This window comes from Streptomyces chumphonensis (genome assembly GCF_014779715.1).
GTDB classification, from domain to species: Bacteria; Actinomycetota; Actinomycetes; order Streptomycetales; family Streptomycetaceae; genus Streptomyces; species Streptomyces chumphonensis.
On the sequence record NZ_JACXYU010000001.1, the window covers coordinates 530,754 to 546,500 of the forward strand.

Below are 15,747 nucleotides of genomic sequence, written 5' to 3' on the forward strand. Positions count from 1 at the left end.
CCTGGATGAGCTGGCGAGGGCCGCTACCCCACCATGAGGTAGCGGCCCTCACTGATGCTTCTGACATCAGATCAGAACACTGGCCGGGCGTGCGCACTCCGTGCACAAGAGGGTGGAAATCAAGCGGTGACGGTGAGAACTACCGAGGAGAGTTTCCACAGGTCACAGGCCGTTCCCAGGGCTTTCGCCCAAGTCACCCGGCGGGGCTCTTTAGATGTCGAAGTAGAGCTCGAACTCGTGGGGGTGCGGGCGGAGCTGCATCGGGGCGATCTCGTTGGTGCGCTTGTAGTCGATCCAGGTCTCGATGAGGTCGCTCGTGAAGACGCCGCCGGCCTGCAGGTACTCGTTGTCCTCCTCCAGGGCGTCGAGGACGGCCGGGAGGGAGGTGGGCACCTGCGGGACGCCCGCGTGCTCCTCGGGGGCGAGCTCGTAGAGGTCCTTGTCGATCGGCTCGGCCGGCTCGATCTTGTTCTTCACGCCGTCCAGGCCGGCCATCAGGAGGGCGGCGAAGGCCAGGTACGGGTTGGAGGACGGGTCCGGGGCGCGGAACTCGACGCGCTTGGCCTTCGGGTTCGAGCCGGTGATCGGGATACGCATCGCGGCGGAGCGGTTGCGCTGCGAGTAGACCAGGTTGACCGGCGCCTCGAAGCCGGGCACCAGGCGGTGGTAGGAGTTCACCGTCGGGTTGGTGAAGGCCAGCAGCGAGGGGGCGTGCTTGAGGATGCCGCCGATGTAGTAGCGGGCGGTGTCCGAGAGGCCCGCGTAGCCCTGCTCGTCGTAGAAGAGGGGCTCGCCGCCGCTCCACAGGGACTGGTGGACGTGCATGCCGGAGCCGTTGTCGCCGAAGATCGGCTTGGGCATGAAGGTGGCGGTCTTGTTGTTGCGCCAGGCGACGTTCTTCACGATGTACTTGAAGAGCATCAGGTCGTCGGCGGCGGCGAGGAGCGTGTTGAACTTGTAGTTGATCTCGGCCTGACCGGCGGTGCCCACCTCGTGGTGCTGGCGCTCGACCTCCAGGCCGGCCTTGGCCAGCTCCAGGGAGATCTCGGCGCGCAGGTCGGCGAAGTGGTCGACCGGCGGGGCCGGGAAGTAGCCGCCCTTGTAGCGGACCTTGTACCCGCGGTTGCCGCCGTCCTCGATCGCGCCGGTGTTCCAGGCGCCGGCCACGGAGTCGATGTGGTAGTAGCCGGCGTTGGCCTTGGTCTCGAAGCGGACGTCGTCGAAGACGTAGAACTCCGCCTCGGGGCCGAAGAAGGCGGTGTCGGCGATGCCGGAGGATGCGAGGTAGGCCTCGGCCTTCTTCGCCACGTTCCGCGGGTCACGGCTGTACTGCTCGCCGGTGATCGGGTCGTGGATGAAGAAGTTGACGTTGAGGGTGGCGTCCTTGCGGAACGGGTCCAGGCGGGCGGTGGACAGGTCGGCGACGAGCGCCATGTCCGACTCGTGGATGGCCTGGAAGCCGCGGATCGAGGAGCCGTCGAACATCAGGTTCTCGGCCGGGTCGAACGTGGCGGCCGGCACCGTGAAGTGCTGCATGATCCCGGGAAGGTCGCAGAAGCGGACGTCGACGAATTTCACGTCGTTGTCCGAGATGAACTTCTTCGCTTCGTCGGCGTTCTGGAACATCCAAGTCCTCCTAGTCCCGCCTCGACGGGACGGGATTGCAGCTTAAGGTCGCAGCCCAGTGCGGTGGTCCGCTGGGCTCGACCCTAGGCATGCGGGATTTCTCCAGCATGACCCGATTGTTTCGCCGATGTTAACCGGGTCGCTCCGGTTTCGGCTGGTGCGGCGCTTGAGGCTCGCGGGGTCCGCCGCGTCGTATACCTCCGGGGTCCGCCCGGTCGCCGTCGGGTGCCTGGGCCGTCCGGGTTACCGTGGTCGGGTGGACAAAAGGCAGGCAATCGGATCATGGCTGTCCGGCCCGCAGGCCGCGGCCGAGGACTTGCTGGGCGCGGACTTCGGCTACCGCGGTGAGCGGCTGGGGCTGCCCCGGGAGGGGCCCGGGTCGGTCGCGCCCACCGGGCGCCGGATCGGCGCCGTCTTCATCGACTGGATGCTGTGCCTGCTGATCGGGTACGGGCTGCTGTCCGGCGACGGCATGTCGAGCGCGGGCAACTGGGCGCTGCTCGTCTTCGGGGTGATGTCGCTGCTGCTGGTGGGCACGCTGGGCTTCACTCCGGGCAAGCGGCTGCTGGGCCTGCGGGTGGTCTCGGTGCAGGGCGGGCGGCTGACGTTCCCCAGGGCGGCGCTGCGGACGGCCCTGCTGCTCCTGTTCATCCCGGCGGTGGTGTGGGACCGCGACGCGCGGGGGCTGCACGACCGGCTGGCGCACGCGGTGCAGGTCCGCATGTGAGACGGGCGCCGGGCGCGCGCCGGGGCCCGGTGCGCGCACGGCGCGGAACGGCCGTGGGGCCCGCCGGAGGTTCCGGTCGGGCCCCACGGCCGTTGGTTCGGGTCCGTCGGTGCGGTTCAGCGGCGGCCGCCGCCGCTGGGTCCCTTCGGCATCCGCATACCCTTCGGCATGGGGCCTTTGGGAATCGGCATATTGCTCATCAGGTCCCCGACGGCCCGGAGCCGGTCGTTGACCTCCGTCACCTGTGAGCCCGCGAGGACGCGCGGCTTCTTGACGATCGTCGTGCGCAGCTTCTTGAGCGGCACCTCGCCCTCGCCGTTGCCGACGATGATCTGGTGCACGGGGACGTCGCCCAGCAGGCGCGCCATCTTCCGCTTCTCGGACCCCAGCAGGTTCCGCAGCCGGTTCGGGTTGCCCTCGGCCACGAGGACGACGCCGGGGCGGCCGACCGCCCGGTGGACGACGTCCTGGCTGCGGTTGATCGCGACGGCCGGGGTGACGTTCCACCCCCGCCCGATGTTGTCCAGTACCGCCGCCGCCGCTCCGGGCTGGCCCTCCATCTGTCCGAAGGCCGCCCGCTCGGCGCGGCGCCCGAAGACGATCGCCACCGCGAGGAAGGCCAGCAGGAATCCGAGGATGCCCAGGTAGATCGGGTGCCCGATCAGGAAGCCGATCGCGAGGACGACGCCGAAGGTGATCAGCCCCACGCCCAGCAGGATGAACCCGATCCAGCGATCAGCCCGCCGGGTCATCGTGTAGGTCAGGCCGATCTGCTTGAGTCGCCCTGGGGTCTCGGATTGTTCCTTCCTCGCCATAGGGGGAAGTTTACGTGGCCTCGGAAGTGCCTTCCGCTGCGGCCTCCAGGACGTGGGCGGCCTCCCTGCGGTCCCGGGCCCGGCGGCGGTCCTCCAGGACGGAGGTCCAGGCGTTGCGGCGGGCCGTGGCGTGGCCGCCGCGCAGCAGGACGGACTCCAGGGCCAGCAGCGCCGTGGAGAGGCCGGGACGGCCGGGGGTCACCGTGACGTCGTCGCGAACGGGGCGGGGCGGCATGACTGTTCCTCCACGAGGAGTGGCGTCGGCATACGCGGTACGTGACAACAGCATCACCGAACGGTGTTACCACCGTATGACCGGACGGTCAAAACGGACGAACGGTTTTCCCGCAGGGGGCCGCACCCCGACGGCCCGCGCGCATGGCTGGTCGGCCGACTCGGGCGGGCGCGGTGGCCCGGCGCCGGGCCACCGGCCGTCAGGCGCCGGGCCACCGGCCGTCAGGCGGCGGAGGACGCCTCCGCGCGGCGGTCGATCGCCTGCTGGTAGAGGCGGCCGGCGCGGTAGGACGAGCGGACCAGGGGGCCGGACATGACGCCGGCGTAGCCCATCTCCTCCGCCTCCTCCTGGAGCTCCACGAACTCGTGCGGCTTGACCCAGCGCTCGACGGGGTGGTGGCGCGGCGTGGGGCGCAGGTACTGCGTGATCGTGATGAGCTCGCAGCCCGCGTCGTGCAGGTCGCGCAGGGCCTGGCTGACCTCTTCGCGGGTCTCGCCCATGCCGAGGATGAGGTTCGACTTGGTGACGAGGCCGTCCTCGCGGGCGCGGGTGATGACCTCCAGCGACCGCTCGTAGCGGAAGGCCGGGCGGATGCGCTTGAAGATGCGCGGCACGGTCTCGACGTTGTGGGCCAGCACCTCGGGGCGGGAGGAGAAGACCTCCGCCAGCTGCTCGGGCACGGCGTTGAAGTCGGGGATGAGCAGCTCGACGCCCGTGCCGGGCATGAGGGCGTGGATCTGGCGGACCGTTTCGGCGTAGAGCCAGGATCCGCCGTCCTCCAGGTCGTCGCGGGCGACGCCGGTGATGGTGGCGTACCGCAGCTCCATCTGCTGGACGGACTCGGCGACGCGACGCGGCTCGTCGCGGTCCAGCTCGGCCGGCTTGCCGGTGTCGATCTGGCAGAAGTCGCAGCGCCGGGTGCACTGCTCACCGCCGATGAGGAACGTCGCCTCGCGGTCCTCCCAGCACTCGAAGATGTTGGGGCAGCCCGCCTCCTGGCAGACCGTGTGCAGCCCCTCCCGCTTCACCAGGGACTGAAGGGCGTTGTACTCCGGCCCCATCTTGGCCCGGGTCTTGATCCACTCGGGCTTGCGCTCGATGGGGGTCTGGCTGTTGCGGACCTCCAGTCGGAGCATCTTGCGACCGTCGGGTGCGACAGCGGACACGTCCGGCTCCTCAGGTTTCGATTCCTCGGCGCGTCCCAGGGTACGCCCCGTCTTCGGTGGTCCTCCCACCACGTCCGGCCAGGTGATCGCAGGACGGCACGACACGGCGGCTACCCGCCGGTAGAACGTCCGTGCGATCAGACCGCGCGCGGCAGCGGCACGGACTCCTCCAGGACGACCCGCAGGTGCTTCTCGACGACCGGCAGCACCTCGGTGACGCTCACCGGGCGGCCGAGCTCCCCGGAGAGCGAGGTGACGCCCGCGTCCCGGATGCCGCAGGGCACGATGCGGTCGAAGGAGGTGTTGTCGGAATCACAGTTCAGGGAGAAGCCGTGCATGGTGACGCCCTTGGCGACGCGGATGCCGATGGCGGCGAGCTTGCGGTCCTCGCCGCGCTGGCCGGCGTTGGAGGGCGCGTACTCCGGACCCATGAGACGGGTGTCGTACTCCTCGTCCTGGAGGCGGGGGTCGAAGTCCAGCGCGAGGCCGCCCAGTGACGGGCCGCCCTCGCCCTCCCCCGTCGGCGCGCCGAGGACCCAGACGCCGCTGCGGCCCTCCAGCCGGGAGGTCTCCAGGCCGAACTCGGCGCAGGTGCGGATCAGCGCCTCCTCCAGGCGGCGCACGTGCGCGACGACGTCGACCGGGCGCGGGAGCTTCAGGATCGGGTAGCCGACGAGCTGGCCGGGACCGTGCCAGGTGATCTTGCCGCCGCGGTCCACGTCGACGACCGGAGTGCCGTCCAGCGGGCGCTCGCTCTCCAGGGTGCGGCGCCCTGCGGTGTAGACGGGTCGGTGCTCCAGCAGCAGGCACGTGTCGGGGATCTCGTCCGCGAACCGCGCGGCGTGCACCTCCCGCTGCCGCTCCCACGCCTCGCGGTAGTCCACGGCGTCCGCGCCGAAGCCCAGGTGGACGTAGGCCAGCTCACTCACGGCCGCTCCTCTTCTCGACGTTCTCGACGTTCGCGCCGTTCTCGCCGTTCTCGACGTTCGCGCCCTTTCACAGGACGTTCTCGTCCGGCGGCGCCGACGCACCCGCCCCCTCACTCTACGGCGGCACCCGAACGGGGTACGGCGGTGGCCGCGCCGTACGGAACCGTTCCTGCCTCACACGTACGGATGAATACCGGGGGTCACTCTGCATATGCCCTGCTCAGAGGGCTAAGTTCACGCCCGTTCCGCAGGGCGCCCAGGCGTCCCCACCGTCCGAGGGGCAGGAGACCGCACAGCCGATGCCAACGGAACCACCCGGGACCCGACCGTCCCCGCAGCGCACCCACAACCGGCAGCTCGCCGCACTCATCGCCGAGGCGGGATTCTCCAACGCGGGCCTCGCCCGGCGCGTGGACCAGCTGGGCCTGGAACACGGGCTCGACCTGCGCTACGACAAGACGTCCGTCACCCGGTGGCTGCGCGGCCAGCAACCACGCGGCACCACACCCGCCCTGATCGCCGAGGTCTTCACCCGACGGCTGGGCCGTCGCCTGTCCGCCCAGGACCTCGGCCTCGATCCGTGCGCCCCGGTCTACGCCGGGCTCGAGTTCGCCGCGACGAGCGCGGAGGCCGTGGACATCGTGAGCGGCCTGTGGCGCAAGGACGCCGGCAGCCACCGCGAACTGCGGAAGATCGCGTTCACCCCCGCCGGCCTCGTCGTGCCCAGCCGGGACTGGCTGATCGGCCGCCCCGACGACCGGGTGGGACGCGGAGAGCCCGCGCCGCAACCGCCCCCCGCCCGCGTCCCGGTGCAGGGCAGCCGGGTCGGACCGCTCGCCGGCGGGCCCGGCGTTGGGCTGTCCGGCGGCGGACCGCTCGGCGGCGTGCCGCCGGGCGGCCGGGCGCCGCGCACGGAGCGGCCGGAGCGGCCGGAGCTGGTGGAACGCTGCCCGGGGCAGCGGGTCACCGCCGGCGATGTGACGGCGCTGCGCTCCGTCGCGGACCTGTTCCACGCGCTGGACGAGGCGCACGGCGGCGGCCACGCCCGGCAGGCGCTGGTGCGGTACCTGGAGCACGAGGCCGAGCCGATGCTGCGCGGCACCTTCGGGGACGCGCTCGGCCGACGGCTGTTCGCGGCGGCGGCCGACCTGACGCGGCTCGCGGGGTGGACGGCGTACGACGTCGCCGCGCACGGGCTGGCACAGCGGTACTACGTGCAGGCCCTGCGGCTCTCGCAGGCGGCCGGGGACCGGCCGTACGGCGCGTACGTGCTGGCGACGATGAGCGCGCAGGCGGTCTACCTGGGGCACGGCCGGGAGGCGGTGCAGCTGGCGCGGGTGGCGCAGCAGGGGGTGGGTCCGGGCGGGCCGGCCGCCGTGCAGGGTCTGCTGCACGCGGTGGAGGCGCGCGGGCACGCCCTGCTGGGCGAGGCACGCTCGGCCGCGGCGGCGCTGACCCGCGCGGAACGCGCTCTGGAGACGATGGGGCGGGACCGGGACGAGGGGGAGGGGCAGTGGGCGCGGGCGTTCGACGAGGCCCGCTTCGCCGACGAGTCGGGTCACTGCCACCGGGACCTCCAGCAGTACCGGACGGCCGCGCAGCATTCCGAGCGGGCGCTGCGGCTGCGCGGTGGCGGGCCGGGGCGCGGGACGGTGCTCAGTCGGCTCGTGCTGGCGACGGCCCGCCTGGGGCTGGGCGAGATCGACGGGGCGTGCGAGCTGGCGGCGGAGGCGGCGGGCGGCGCGTTCGAGCTGCGCTCGATGCGGGCCCACGAGTACGTGCGGGACTTCGAGCGCCGGCTGGAGCCCTACCGGGACACGGCTGCCGCACGCGGGTACCGCGAACGCGTCGCGGCCTTCGGCTGACGCTCGCACCCGTCACCCGGATAGCGGAGGCAGGCCATGCCCGGCGGGCGCTATCCGGGTGACGCCGTGCGGGCCCGGCGGCTAGCGTGCGGGAATGGTTGCCTCAGTGGAACCGGCGACGGAGCCGGTGTATCCGCCCAAGCCCCGGCCCGGGGACCGCGTCGCGGTGGTCTCGCCCTCCGGCGGGCTCGGAGAAACGTTCCCGCTGCCCTACGAGCTCGGGCTGCGGCGGCTGCGCGAGGAGTTCGGGCTCGACGTCGTCGAGTACCCGGGCAGCCGGGCGGCGGGGCTCGGGCCCGCCGAGCGGGCGGCGGAGCTGCACGCGGCGTTCACGGACCCGACGGTGAAGGCGCTGATCGCCACCATCGGGGGTGACGACCAGATCACCGTCCTGCCGCACCTGGACGCCGCGTTGGTACGGGCGCACCCGAAGCCGTTCCTCGGGTACAGCGACAACACGAACCTGCTGGCGTGGCTCAGCCGGTCGGCGGGCGTCGTCGGCTACCACGGCGGCAGCGTGATGGTGGAGTTCGGACGGCCGGGGCGGATGAGCGGGCTGACGAGCCGTTCGCTGCGGGCGGCGCTGTTCACCTCGGGCCCGTTCGAGCTGCGGGAGTCGCCGGTGTACGGGGACGTGAACACGCCGTGGGACGACCCCGCGACGTTCGCGGCCGAGCCGCGCATGGACCCGTGCGACGGCTGGTGGTGGCACGAGCCGCACCGTGTGGTGGAGGGCCGGGGCTGGGGCGGCTGCCTGGAGATCCTGGCGTGGCTGCTGATGGCCGACCGGGAGACGGAGCCGGCGGAGCACTACGACGGCCGGGTGCTGTTCCTGGAGACCTCGGAGGAGCTGCCGCGCGCCGAGGAGGTCTACCGGACACTGCGCGCGATGGGTGAGCGCGGGCTGCTGCGTCGCTTCCCCGCCCTGCTGATGGCCCGGGCCCGCACGACGTCCGTGTTCGACCGGCGGGACGACGGGGCCCGCGCCCGCTACCGCGCCGAGCAGCGGGCCGCGGTGCTGCGGGCCCTGCGGGAGTACGCGCCGGAGACGATGGCGGTCTTCGACGTGGACTTCGGCCACACGGACCCGCAGCAGGTGCTGCCCCACGGCGGGACGATCCGGGTGGACGGCCCGGCCCGGCGGATCACCGTGACGTACTGAACCCGGCGGGCCCGGCGCCGCCCCGCCCGCCGGGCCCGGCGCTCACCGCAGCCGGGCTTCCGCGGCGGCCAGGATCTCCGTGACGCGCAGCGCGTACGCGGCGTCGCAGGGGTGCGGCTCCTCCGCGAGGAGCGCGTCCACCGCCGCGGCGAAGGCGACGGGGGCGGGCTCCTCCCGCTCCGGCAGGCAGACGACGCCGGAGGTCCCCCGCAGTTCGGCGACGACCCCGGCGGCGGCCGGGGGCACCGAGTGGGTGACGGTCACGGTGCTGGAGGCCCCGCCGGTGTGGCGCAGCGCCAGGTGGACGGTGTCGCCGGGGCCGCGCGCTGCGGTGACGGCGTCCGGGTCGTCCGGGTCGACGTCGCCGAGCACGGCGGTCAGCACGGACAGGGCGTGCGGGCCGACGTCCCACAGCGCGCCCTTCTCGCGCCGCCAGGGCGAGGCGGTGTAGGGGCTGTCGGCGCCCCCGAAGACGGGTGAGTACCAGTCGGCGCGGCCGGTGAACCAGTCGCCGGTGACACGCTGTTCGGCTATCCAGCGGGCGGAGGTCGGAGCGAAGCGGAGGGTGAAGAAGACGACGGAGCGCACCCCGGCCCGGCGGACGGCGTCGGCGACCTGCCGGGCCCCGGGCACGGTGGTGGCCAGCGGCTTGTCGAGCAGCAGGTGCTTGCCCGCCGCCGCGGCGCGCACGGCGAGCCCCGCCTGGACGTCGGGCGGCAGGGCGACGGCGACGGCGTCGCAGTCGGCGAACAGGTCGTCGACGTCGGTGTGGGCGCGCGTGCCGTGGCGTTCGGCGAGCGCGGCGGCGGCCTCGGGACGCCGCCCCCACACCCCGGCCAGCTCGGCGTGCGGGTGGGCGGCGAGGGCGAGGGCGTGGGTGCGCTCGGCCCACGGCCCGGTGCCCAGGAGGCCGAACCTCACGCGAGCACCCCCTTCTCGCGGGCGTCCTCCTGGTGGGCGACGTACGCCTGCCGGTCCATGTCGGTGATGTGGACGGAGAGGTCCAGACGGCGGCCCGCGGCGGGGCCGATCCGCCGACGGGCCAGGTCCATGACCGAGCGGGCCAGCTCCGTCTTCGCCTCCTGGGTACGGCCGGACAGGACGGCGACCTCAATGTGGACCATGTCGACCTCCCCGTCCCCGTCGGCGATGACGCACTCCTCGATGCGGCGGAAGCGCGTCTTGCAGGCGGCGACCGAAGCGCCGATGGCGCCCTCGGTGACGGCGTGCAGCTCCTTGCCGAACGCGGCGCGGTCGAAGGCGGCGGCGAGCGGCGCCGCGTAGTCGACGGTGATCTGCGGCACGGTGGAGACCTCCCATGGGATGCGCGGTACAGGCCCAGACTACGGGGGCGTCCCCCCTCCGGACCTCCAGTCCCGCTCGTGGTGTCCCGGAGAGCGATGTCACCGCCGTTTAACGGCCGGGCAACTGCCGGGAAACCGCCCGCGCCGACAGTGACGGCAGCGCGACATCCGCACCGAGCTGCCGAAGGACACCGCCACGTGAGCTACAAGGCCGAGTACATCTGGATCGACGGCACCGAGCCGACCGCCAAGCTGCGGTCCAAGACGAAGATCCTCGCCGACGGCGCCGAGCCGCCCGTGTGGGGCTTCGACGGCTCCAGCACCGGCCAGGCGGAGGGGCACGCGTCCGATCTCGTGCTCAAGCCCGTCGCCTCCTATCCGGACCCGCTCCGCGGCGGGGCGCACCGGCTCGTGCTGTGCGAGGTCTTCACGACCGACGACCGGCCGCACGCCTCGAACACCCGGGCCCTGCTGCGCCCGCCGGCCGAGAAGTACGCCGCGCAGGAGCCCGTCTTCGGCATCGAGCAGGAGTACACCTTCTTCGACGGCGCCCGCCCGCTCGGCTTCCCCGAGGGCGGGTTCCCCGCCCCGCAGGGCGGCTACTACTGCGGGGTCGGCGCGGACGAGATCTTCGGCCGCGAGATCGTCGAGCGGCACCTCGACAACTGCCTGGCCGCGGGGCTCGGCATCAGCGGCATCAACGCCGAGGTGATGCCGGGGCAGTGGGAGTTCCAGGTCGGCCCGCTCGCGCCGCTGGAGGTCTCCGACCAGCTGTGGGTCGCCCGCTGGCTGCTGTACCGCACGGCCGAGGAGCACGGTGTCTCCGCGACGCTCGACCCCAAGCCGGCCAAGGGCGACTGGAACGGCGCCGGCGCGCACACCAACTTCTCCACCCGGGCCATGCGCGAGGGCTACGACGCGATCGTCGCCGCCTGCGAGGCCCTGGGCAAGGGCGACAAGCCCGCCGAGCACATCCGACGGTACGGCGCGGGCGTCGAGGCGCGGCTGACCGGTGCCCACGAGACGGCCCCCTGGAACGAGTACAGCTACGGCGTCTCCGACCGGGGCGCCTCGGTGCGCATCCCGTGGCAGGTCGAGGTGGACAAGAAGGGCTACATCGAGGACCGCCGCCCGAACGCCAACATCGACCCGTACGTCGTCACGCGGCTGCTGGTGGAGACGTGCTGCGCGGAGCTGGAGGCGCTGGACCTCGTCTGAGCCGCACGCGGCCACGGCCGCGCCGGGGTGCGGCGGTGCGGCGCCGAGCTGGGGAGGGACCCGGCGCCACCGTGCCGTGGTCCGGCATCATGGCACGGGCGGGACGTTTCTCCCCCCGCCCGTGCGGGTTTTTGTCACCGAGGTCCCGAAGCCGGCCCGACCCCGCCCGGCGGTGGCATCCGTGACCGACGCGGAGTTCGCTCGTTCAGCTGAACGTGGCTCTGAAGGATGCGACCTCTTCCCCGTCCCCGTCCGCCGGTCCCGTGGATGTCGAGCGGGCCGAGGCGGCGCTCGTCGAGCACTACCCGCGGCTGGTGCGCCTCGGCTATCTGCTGCTGCCCCCCGCGCTCGGTCGGCACCGCAGATCGCTGACCGCGCACGCCCTGGCGCAGAGCGCCCTGCCGCGCGGCAGGGTGGCCAAGGAGAAGCCGCCGCTGCCCGCGCAGCGCGGGTCCGGCCCGGCTTCCGCGTCCGCCGGGGGCGTCGACACCGAGTACGCCTACCTGCGGATGCGCGTGGTGCGCGGTGCGCTGGCGGCGCCGCGCCCGCCCCGGCTGGGCCGGTGGGAACTGGGCTGGCTGCCCCGGAGGCGTCCCCTGCTTCCGCAGGTGGCGGGTCTGCGGCTGTTCCCCGGGGCGGGCGGCGCGGACGAGGTGGCGCTCGAACAGGCCCTCTCGGCCGTCAGCGGGCCGGGCCGTGCGGCCTTCGTGCTGCGGGGTCTGGAAGGGCTCGGCGACGGGGACGTGGTCCGGCTCCTGGACGCGGCGGGGGTCGCCGCGCCCGAGGAGGCGCTGACCGAGGCGAACGGCGTGCGGGTACCGGCCGGCAGCCGGGACCGTCCGCTGCTGGAGTCCCCCGAGTTCGACGCCTGTTCGCTCCAGGCGCGGCCCACGGACCTGATGCGGCGGCGCCAGCACGGCCGGGCGGCCCTCGTGGCGGCCGTGGCGCTCGGGGTGTGCGGCATCCTGCTCGGCGTCCCCGGGGACGGCTGGGGGCGGGACGGCGCGGCGGCCCCCCTCTACGCGCGGAACCTCTCGGCGGAGCTCGCGCTGGATCCGGCGAAGCTCACCCGCGTCGAACCCGCCGCCTGGCGGGACGCCTCCCGCTCCGACCACGCGGTCTGGCCGACCCGGGGCGAGCTGGCCGAGGACCGGGAGCTGCTGCGGCGGGCCCTCGCGGTGTGGGCGCGGCCGGGCGAGGGGGTGGCGGTGACGGCGACGCCGGGCACGGCCCCAGGCCCGGCGGCCGGCCCCCCGCAGCTGCTCTACGCGGGCGTGGTGGACGGCGCCTCGGTGGTGCTGCTGCACGACGGACTGCGGGTCGTCCGGTACGCCGAGCCACGGGACGGGACGGAGGGCCCGGTGGCGCTGGACTTCGCCCGCACGGACGCGGCCTCGGACGCGTCGGCCGGCGCCGTCCTGCTGACCCGCAGCGACGGCAACGCGCGCTACCTCATGGCCCCCTGGGTGACCGGGCTGGCGGTCACCGACCTGCTCAACCCGGGCGACACCGGCACCCCCGTCAAGCGCCGCGCCGACGGCGTCACCGAGCCCGTGACCAGCCCTCCGCTGGGGCAGCAGACGTGCACGGCCTGGTCCGCGCTGCGCGTCTCCTCGGCCGGACGCGAGGACCCGTACCTGGTGACGGACCTCGGCGAGATCACCCCGGCGCACCTCACCTACGGGGAGCCGGGCGCGGCGCCGAAGGACCCGCTGAGTGCCGACGCGGAGGCGGCGCTCGCCCGCACGGCGTGCCAGCTGTCCTCGGTGGCCACCGCCGGGGTGCGCACGGTCAACACCTGGGCCTTCGCGACCCAGGAGCTGCCCGAGGACAACGGCACCGGCCGCTGGGTCTGCGCCCGCGCGGAGACCTGGCGCGGCACGGGTTCGCGGGCGTCGGTGCAGTTCCTGCCGCCCGCCGACGACCCGGCCACGCCCGGCGCCGTGACGGTGCGGGTCGAGGACCGTCCGGCGTGCGGCCCCCGCGAGCCGCGGGTGCTCAGCGGCGTGCTGTGGAAGGCCGCGGGCGGCACCTGGTACCTGCTGGCGGCGGGCAGCTCCGAGGTCACCTCGATCACGGCCTCGGGGGACGTCGAGGCCAGCGCCGAGGGCCGGCTGCTGGCCGCCGAGGCCACGCAGGGCGCCAAGGCGGACGTCACCGCGTCGCTGGAGGGCGGCGGAGAACTCAAGCCCCTGGCCGGTGAGGCGCCCTGACGCCGCCACCCGCCGCACCCACCCGGCCGTAGGGCCGCCCGGACGCCCGTCGCCCCTCCCCGCGACGGGCGTCCGACACGTCCCCCACGTCCGCCACCTCCGGCGGCTCCGGGACGCAGCACGGCGTGCGGCGCGGACGAGCCCGTCCGGCCGTGGGCGTCCGACGCTCGGCACACCGGCGCGGATCAGTCCTCCTCCCCCTCCGGCGGCTCCGGTTCCCGCACGTACCAGAGATCGAGGACGTAGCTCTCCACCACCGGACAGTCCGCCCATGCCCGGCCGATACGGTCCGGGGACCAGTGCTCCGCGGCTCCTTGCGCGAGGCACCGGTTGTAGTGGTCGGCCGTGGCACGCCGCCCGGTCCACGAGGCGTGGCCCTCGTACACGCCGGGACGCGGGAGCCTCATGCCACCGGCCGGTCCGAGGGTGAACCGGTTGACGACGAGTTCACCGGTCGCGGACTCCAGGGTCACCGGGGTGCTGCCTTCACACGCGGCCGGGCTCGGCCGGGGACCGTCCCAGAGCCGGACGGTGACGCGGACCGGGATGTCGGGCTGGAGGCTGCGGAGGTAGAGGTGGTACCCGTTTCCGGCGACCACCCGGCTCCGGGAGAGTTTCAGCGCCTCGTCGTCACCGAGGAAGGCGTCGGCGTCGTACACCTCGATGACACCCCGGTCGGGACGCGCACGCACCGTGTACTCGCTGACCAGCCGCATGCCGTGCCTCCTGTGGACGGACGACGTGATCTCCCGGAGAGGACTTGCGCAGCCTAGTGGCCGGCGCCGTCGGGGAGGGTCGCGGGGAGGAGAAACGTTGCGCCTCACGCGGGTCCATCGCGTCTCGACCAGGGCACCATCCGGCCTGCCCAGGATGGCGGTGCTTTGTCTCGACGTGAAAGGTGCGCCGCTCCCCATGAACGCTCCGGTTCCCCCCTCGGTCTCCGATGCCATCCGGGCCCGCCGTAGCTTGCGTCACTACTCCTCCCGGCCCGTCCCGCCGGAGCAGTTGGGCGAGTTGCTCGACCTCGCGCTGGAGGCGCCGTCGAGCTGGAACTACCAGAGCCGGTCCATCGTCGTGGTCTCCGATCCGCAGGTGCGGGACGGGCTCGTCGCGGCGACCGGCGGGCAGCCGCAGCCGAGGGAGGCGCCGGTCACCCTGGTGTTCGTCGCCGAGAGCGCGGCCTGGGAGGGCGATCTCGACGACATCTACGCGCAGGCGCGCGAGCGCGGGGCCTGGAACGAGGCGTTCATCGCCTCGTTCCAGGAGGGCGGGCAGGCGTTCCAGCGGGATCTGGCCGAGCGCGGGCTGCTGCGGGAGTACGCGGTCAAGGACGCCATGATCGCCGCGTCGTTCTTCATGCTCGCCGCCGCCGAGGCCGGTCTGGGCACCTCGCCGATGAACGGCTGGGACGAGCAGGAGGTCAAGAAGGTCATCGGCGTCGACGACCGGGACGACCTGGCCGTCGCCCTGGTGCTGGCGGTGGGCCACCCGGCCGAGGAACGGGTCCACCCCGGGCGCCGGCCACGGGAGCGGAAGGTCTTCCACGACCGCTACGGCGGATGAGCGCCGACGGCAACCACCCCACCGACCGCGGTCCACGGCGCACACGGCCCCACACGTCCCCGCTGCGATCCGCGAGCCGTCAGGGCTCCCACGGGCCCCGACGTACCACCGGACGAAGAACCACCCGAACCCCGGAAGATCCGCAAGTATCGGATGAGAGAGGCGTGTTGTCCGTGAAAAACCTGGTGCAAGTAGCAGGCGTCATCGATGCTGCCGAGGCGGCCATGCTGGTCGAGGAGAAGACGGACTGGCTGGGCTTCCCGCTGCGGCTGCCGTCCGGCAAGGACGACATATCCGAGGCCGCCGCCACCGACATCATCTCCGGCCTGCGGCCCCCGCACGCCGGCGTGCTGATCAGCTACCTGACGAAGGCGGACGAGGTCGCCGCCTTCTGCTCCGAACTCGGCGTCAAGGCGGTGCAGTTGCACGGAGACGTGGAGACGGCGGAGCTGCGGGCGCTGAAGGCGGCCCGGCCCGACCTGTACGTGCTCAAGAGCCTGGTGGTCAAGGAGGACAACGCCGACGAGCTGCTGAAGCTCGTGGACGAGGTCGCCGACTGTGTCGACATGTTCATCACCGACACCTTCAACCCGGCCACCGGCGCCAAGGGCGCGACCGGGCTGACGCACGACTGGTCGGTCAGTGCCGAGCTGGTACGCCGCTCCCCCAAGCCGCTGATGATGGCCGGCGGCCTGAACCCGGACAACGTGGCGGAGGCGATCCGCCAGGTGCGGCCGGCCGCCGTGGACGCGCACACCGGGCTGGAGGGCGCGGACGGCCGCAAGGACCGCGCCAAGGTGCGGCGGTTCGTCAGCGAGTCGCGCCGCGCCTTCGCCGAGCTCGACTGACGCCCCCGGGCTCCGGGGCGCAGGCCGGCTCGGCCGCGCCCCGGCCCCCGTACCGACGATCGTCACACCTCGGGGA

15 protein-coding genes are annotated in these 15,747 nt (G+C 73.3%); 7 read left to right on the forward strand and 8 right to left on the reverse strand.

Annotated elements, in window-relative coordinates:
* Nucleotides 1-210: 210 nt before the first annotated feature.
* On the reverse strand, nt 211-1,626 hold the full coding sequence (gene glnA, locus IF129_RS02200) for a type I glutamate--ammonia ligase (protein WP_191207670.1): 1,416 nt from the start codon (nt 1,624-1,626) through the stop codon (nt 211-213).
* A 256-nt stretch (nt 1,627-1,882) separates the two neighbouring features.
* On the opposite strand from glnA, the gene IF129_RS02205 reads away from it, so the two are divergent.
* Nucleotides 1,883-2,353 (forward strand): RDD family protein, encoded by a 471-nt coding sequence (locus IF129_RS02205; protein WP_191207671.1) that lies wholly within the window; start codon nt 1,883-1,885, stop codon nt 2,351-2,353.
* A gap of 116 nt (nt 2,354-2,469) precedes the next feature.
* Here IF129_RS02205 and IF129_RS02210 read toward each other — a convergent pair whose 3' ends face one another.
* From IF129_RS02210 to lipB, 4 genes are all read right to left on the reverse strand, one after another.
* Entirely contained in the window at nt 2,470-3,168 is a 699-nt protein-coding gene (locus IF129_RS02210; RefSeq protein ID WP_191207672.1) for a DUF4191 domain-containing protein, read from the reverse strand.
* 10 nt (nt 3,169-3,178) lie between these two features.
* Complete coding sequence (locus tag IF129_RS02215) at nt 3,179-3,403, reverse strand: SCO2195 family GlnR-regulated protein (RefSeq protein WP_191207673.1); 225 nt, start codon at nt 3,401-3,403, stop codon at nt 3,179-3,181.
* Nucleotides 3,404-3,624: 221 nt separating this feature from the next.
* Nucleotides 3,625-4,569: a lipoyl synthase gene (lipA, locus tag IF129_RS02220; protein WP_191207674.1), complete on the reverse strand. Its 945-nt coding sequence runs from the start codon at nt 4,567-4,569 to the stop codon at nt 3,625-3,627.
* Between the two features lie 137 nt (nt 4,570-4,706).
* Nucleotides 4,707-5,498: a lipoyl(octanoyl) transferase LipB gene (lipB, locus tag IF129_RS02225; RefSeq protein ID WP_191207675.1), complete on the reverse strand. Its 792-nt coding sequence runs from the start codon at nt 5,496-5,498 to the stop codon at nt 4,707-4,709.
* 299 nt (nt 5,499-5,797) lie between these two features.
* Between lipB and IF129_RS02230 the strand changes: the two genes are divergently transcribed.
* A complete protein-coding gene (locus IF129_RS02230; RefSeq protein WP_191207676.1) occupies nt 5,798-7,363 on the forward strand; it encodes a regulator in 1,566 nt (521 codons plus the stop codon).
* A gap of 94 nt (nt 7,364-7,457) precedes the next feature.
* A complete protein-coding gene (locus IF129_RS02235) occupies nt 7,458-8,525 on the forward strand; it encodes a S66 family peptidase (RefSeq protein ID WP_191207677.1) in 1,068 nt (355 codons plus the stop codon).
* Nucleotides 8,526-8,567: 42 nt separating this feature from the next.
* Here IF129_RS02235 and IF129_RS02240 read toward each other — a convergent pair whose 3' ends face one another.
* Both IF129_RS02240 and IF129_RS02245 read right to left on the reverse strand, forming a co-directional pair.
* Nucleotides 8,568-9,446: a Gfo/Idh/MocA family protein gene (locus IF129_RS02240; protein WP_191207678.1), complete on the reverse strand. Its 879-nt coding sequence runs from the start codon at nt 9,444-9,446 to the stop codon at nt 8,568-8,570.
* A complete protein-coding gene (locus IF129_RS02245; RefSeq protein WP_191207679.1) occupies nt 9,443-9,829 on the reverse strand; it encodes a 5-carboxymethyl-2-hydroxymuconate Delta-isomerase in 387 nt (128 codons plus the stop codon). The genes IF129_RS02240 and IF129_RS02245 overlap by 4 nt, the downstream gene beginning before the upstream one ends.
* 198 nt (nt 9,830-10,027) lie before the next feature.
* On the opposite strand from IF129_RS02245, the gene glnII reads away from it, so the two are divergent.
* Together glnII and IF129_RS02255 are read left to right on the forward strand one after the other, a co-directional pair.
* The gene (gene glnII, locus IF129_RS02250) at nt 10,028-11,047 is read left to right on the forward strand and encodes a glutamine synthetase (protein WP_191207680.1); all 1,020 of its coding nucleotides are present in this window, start codon (nt 10,028-10,030) and stop codon (nt 11,045-11,047) included.
* A gap of 263 nt (nt 11,048-11,310) precedes the next feature.
* Nucleotides 11,311-13,260 carry a hypothetical protein gene (locus IF129_RS02255; RefSeq protein WP_318153497.1) on the forward strand — a complete coding sequence of 650 codons (1,950 nt, stop codon included), beginning with the start codon at nt 11,311-11,313 and terminating at the stop codon, nt 13,258-13,260.
* Nucleotides 13,261-13,445: 185 nt separating this feature from the next.
* Here IF129_RS02255 and IF129_RS02260 read toward each other — a convergent pair whose 3' ends face one another.
* Nucleotides 13,446-13,976 carry a hypothetical protein gene (locus IF129_RS02260; protein WP_191207681.1) on the reverse strand — a complete coding sequence of 177 codons (531 nt, stop codon included), beginning with the start codon at nt 13,974-13,976 and terminating at the stop codon, nt 13,446-13,448.
* 196 nt (nt 13,977-14,172) lie between these two features.
* Here IF129_RS02260 and IF129_RS02265 point away from each other — a divergent pair, with 196 nt between their 5' ends.
* Both IF129_RS02265 and IF129_RS02270 read left to right on the forward strand, forming a co-directional pair.
* The gene (locus IF129_RS02265) at nt 14,173-14,823 is read left to right on the forward strand and encodes a nitroreductase family protein (RefSeq protein ID WP_191207682.1); all 651 of its coding nucleotides are present in this window, start codon (nt 14,173-14,175) and stop codon (nt 14,821-14,823) included.
* Between the two features lie 164 nt (nt 14,824-14,987).
* On the forward strand, nt 14,988-15,671 hold the full coding sequence (locus IF129_RS02270) for a phosphoribosylanthranilate isomerase (RefSeq protein WP_318153498.1): 684 nt from the start codon (nt 14,988-14,990) through the stop codon (nt 15,669-15,671).
* The last annotated feature ends 76 nt before the right edge of the window (nt 15,672-15,747 follow it).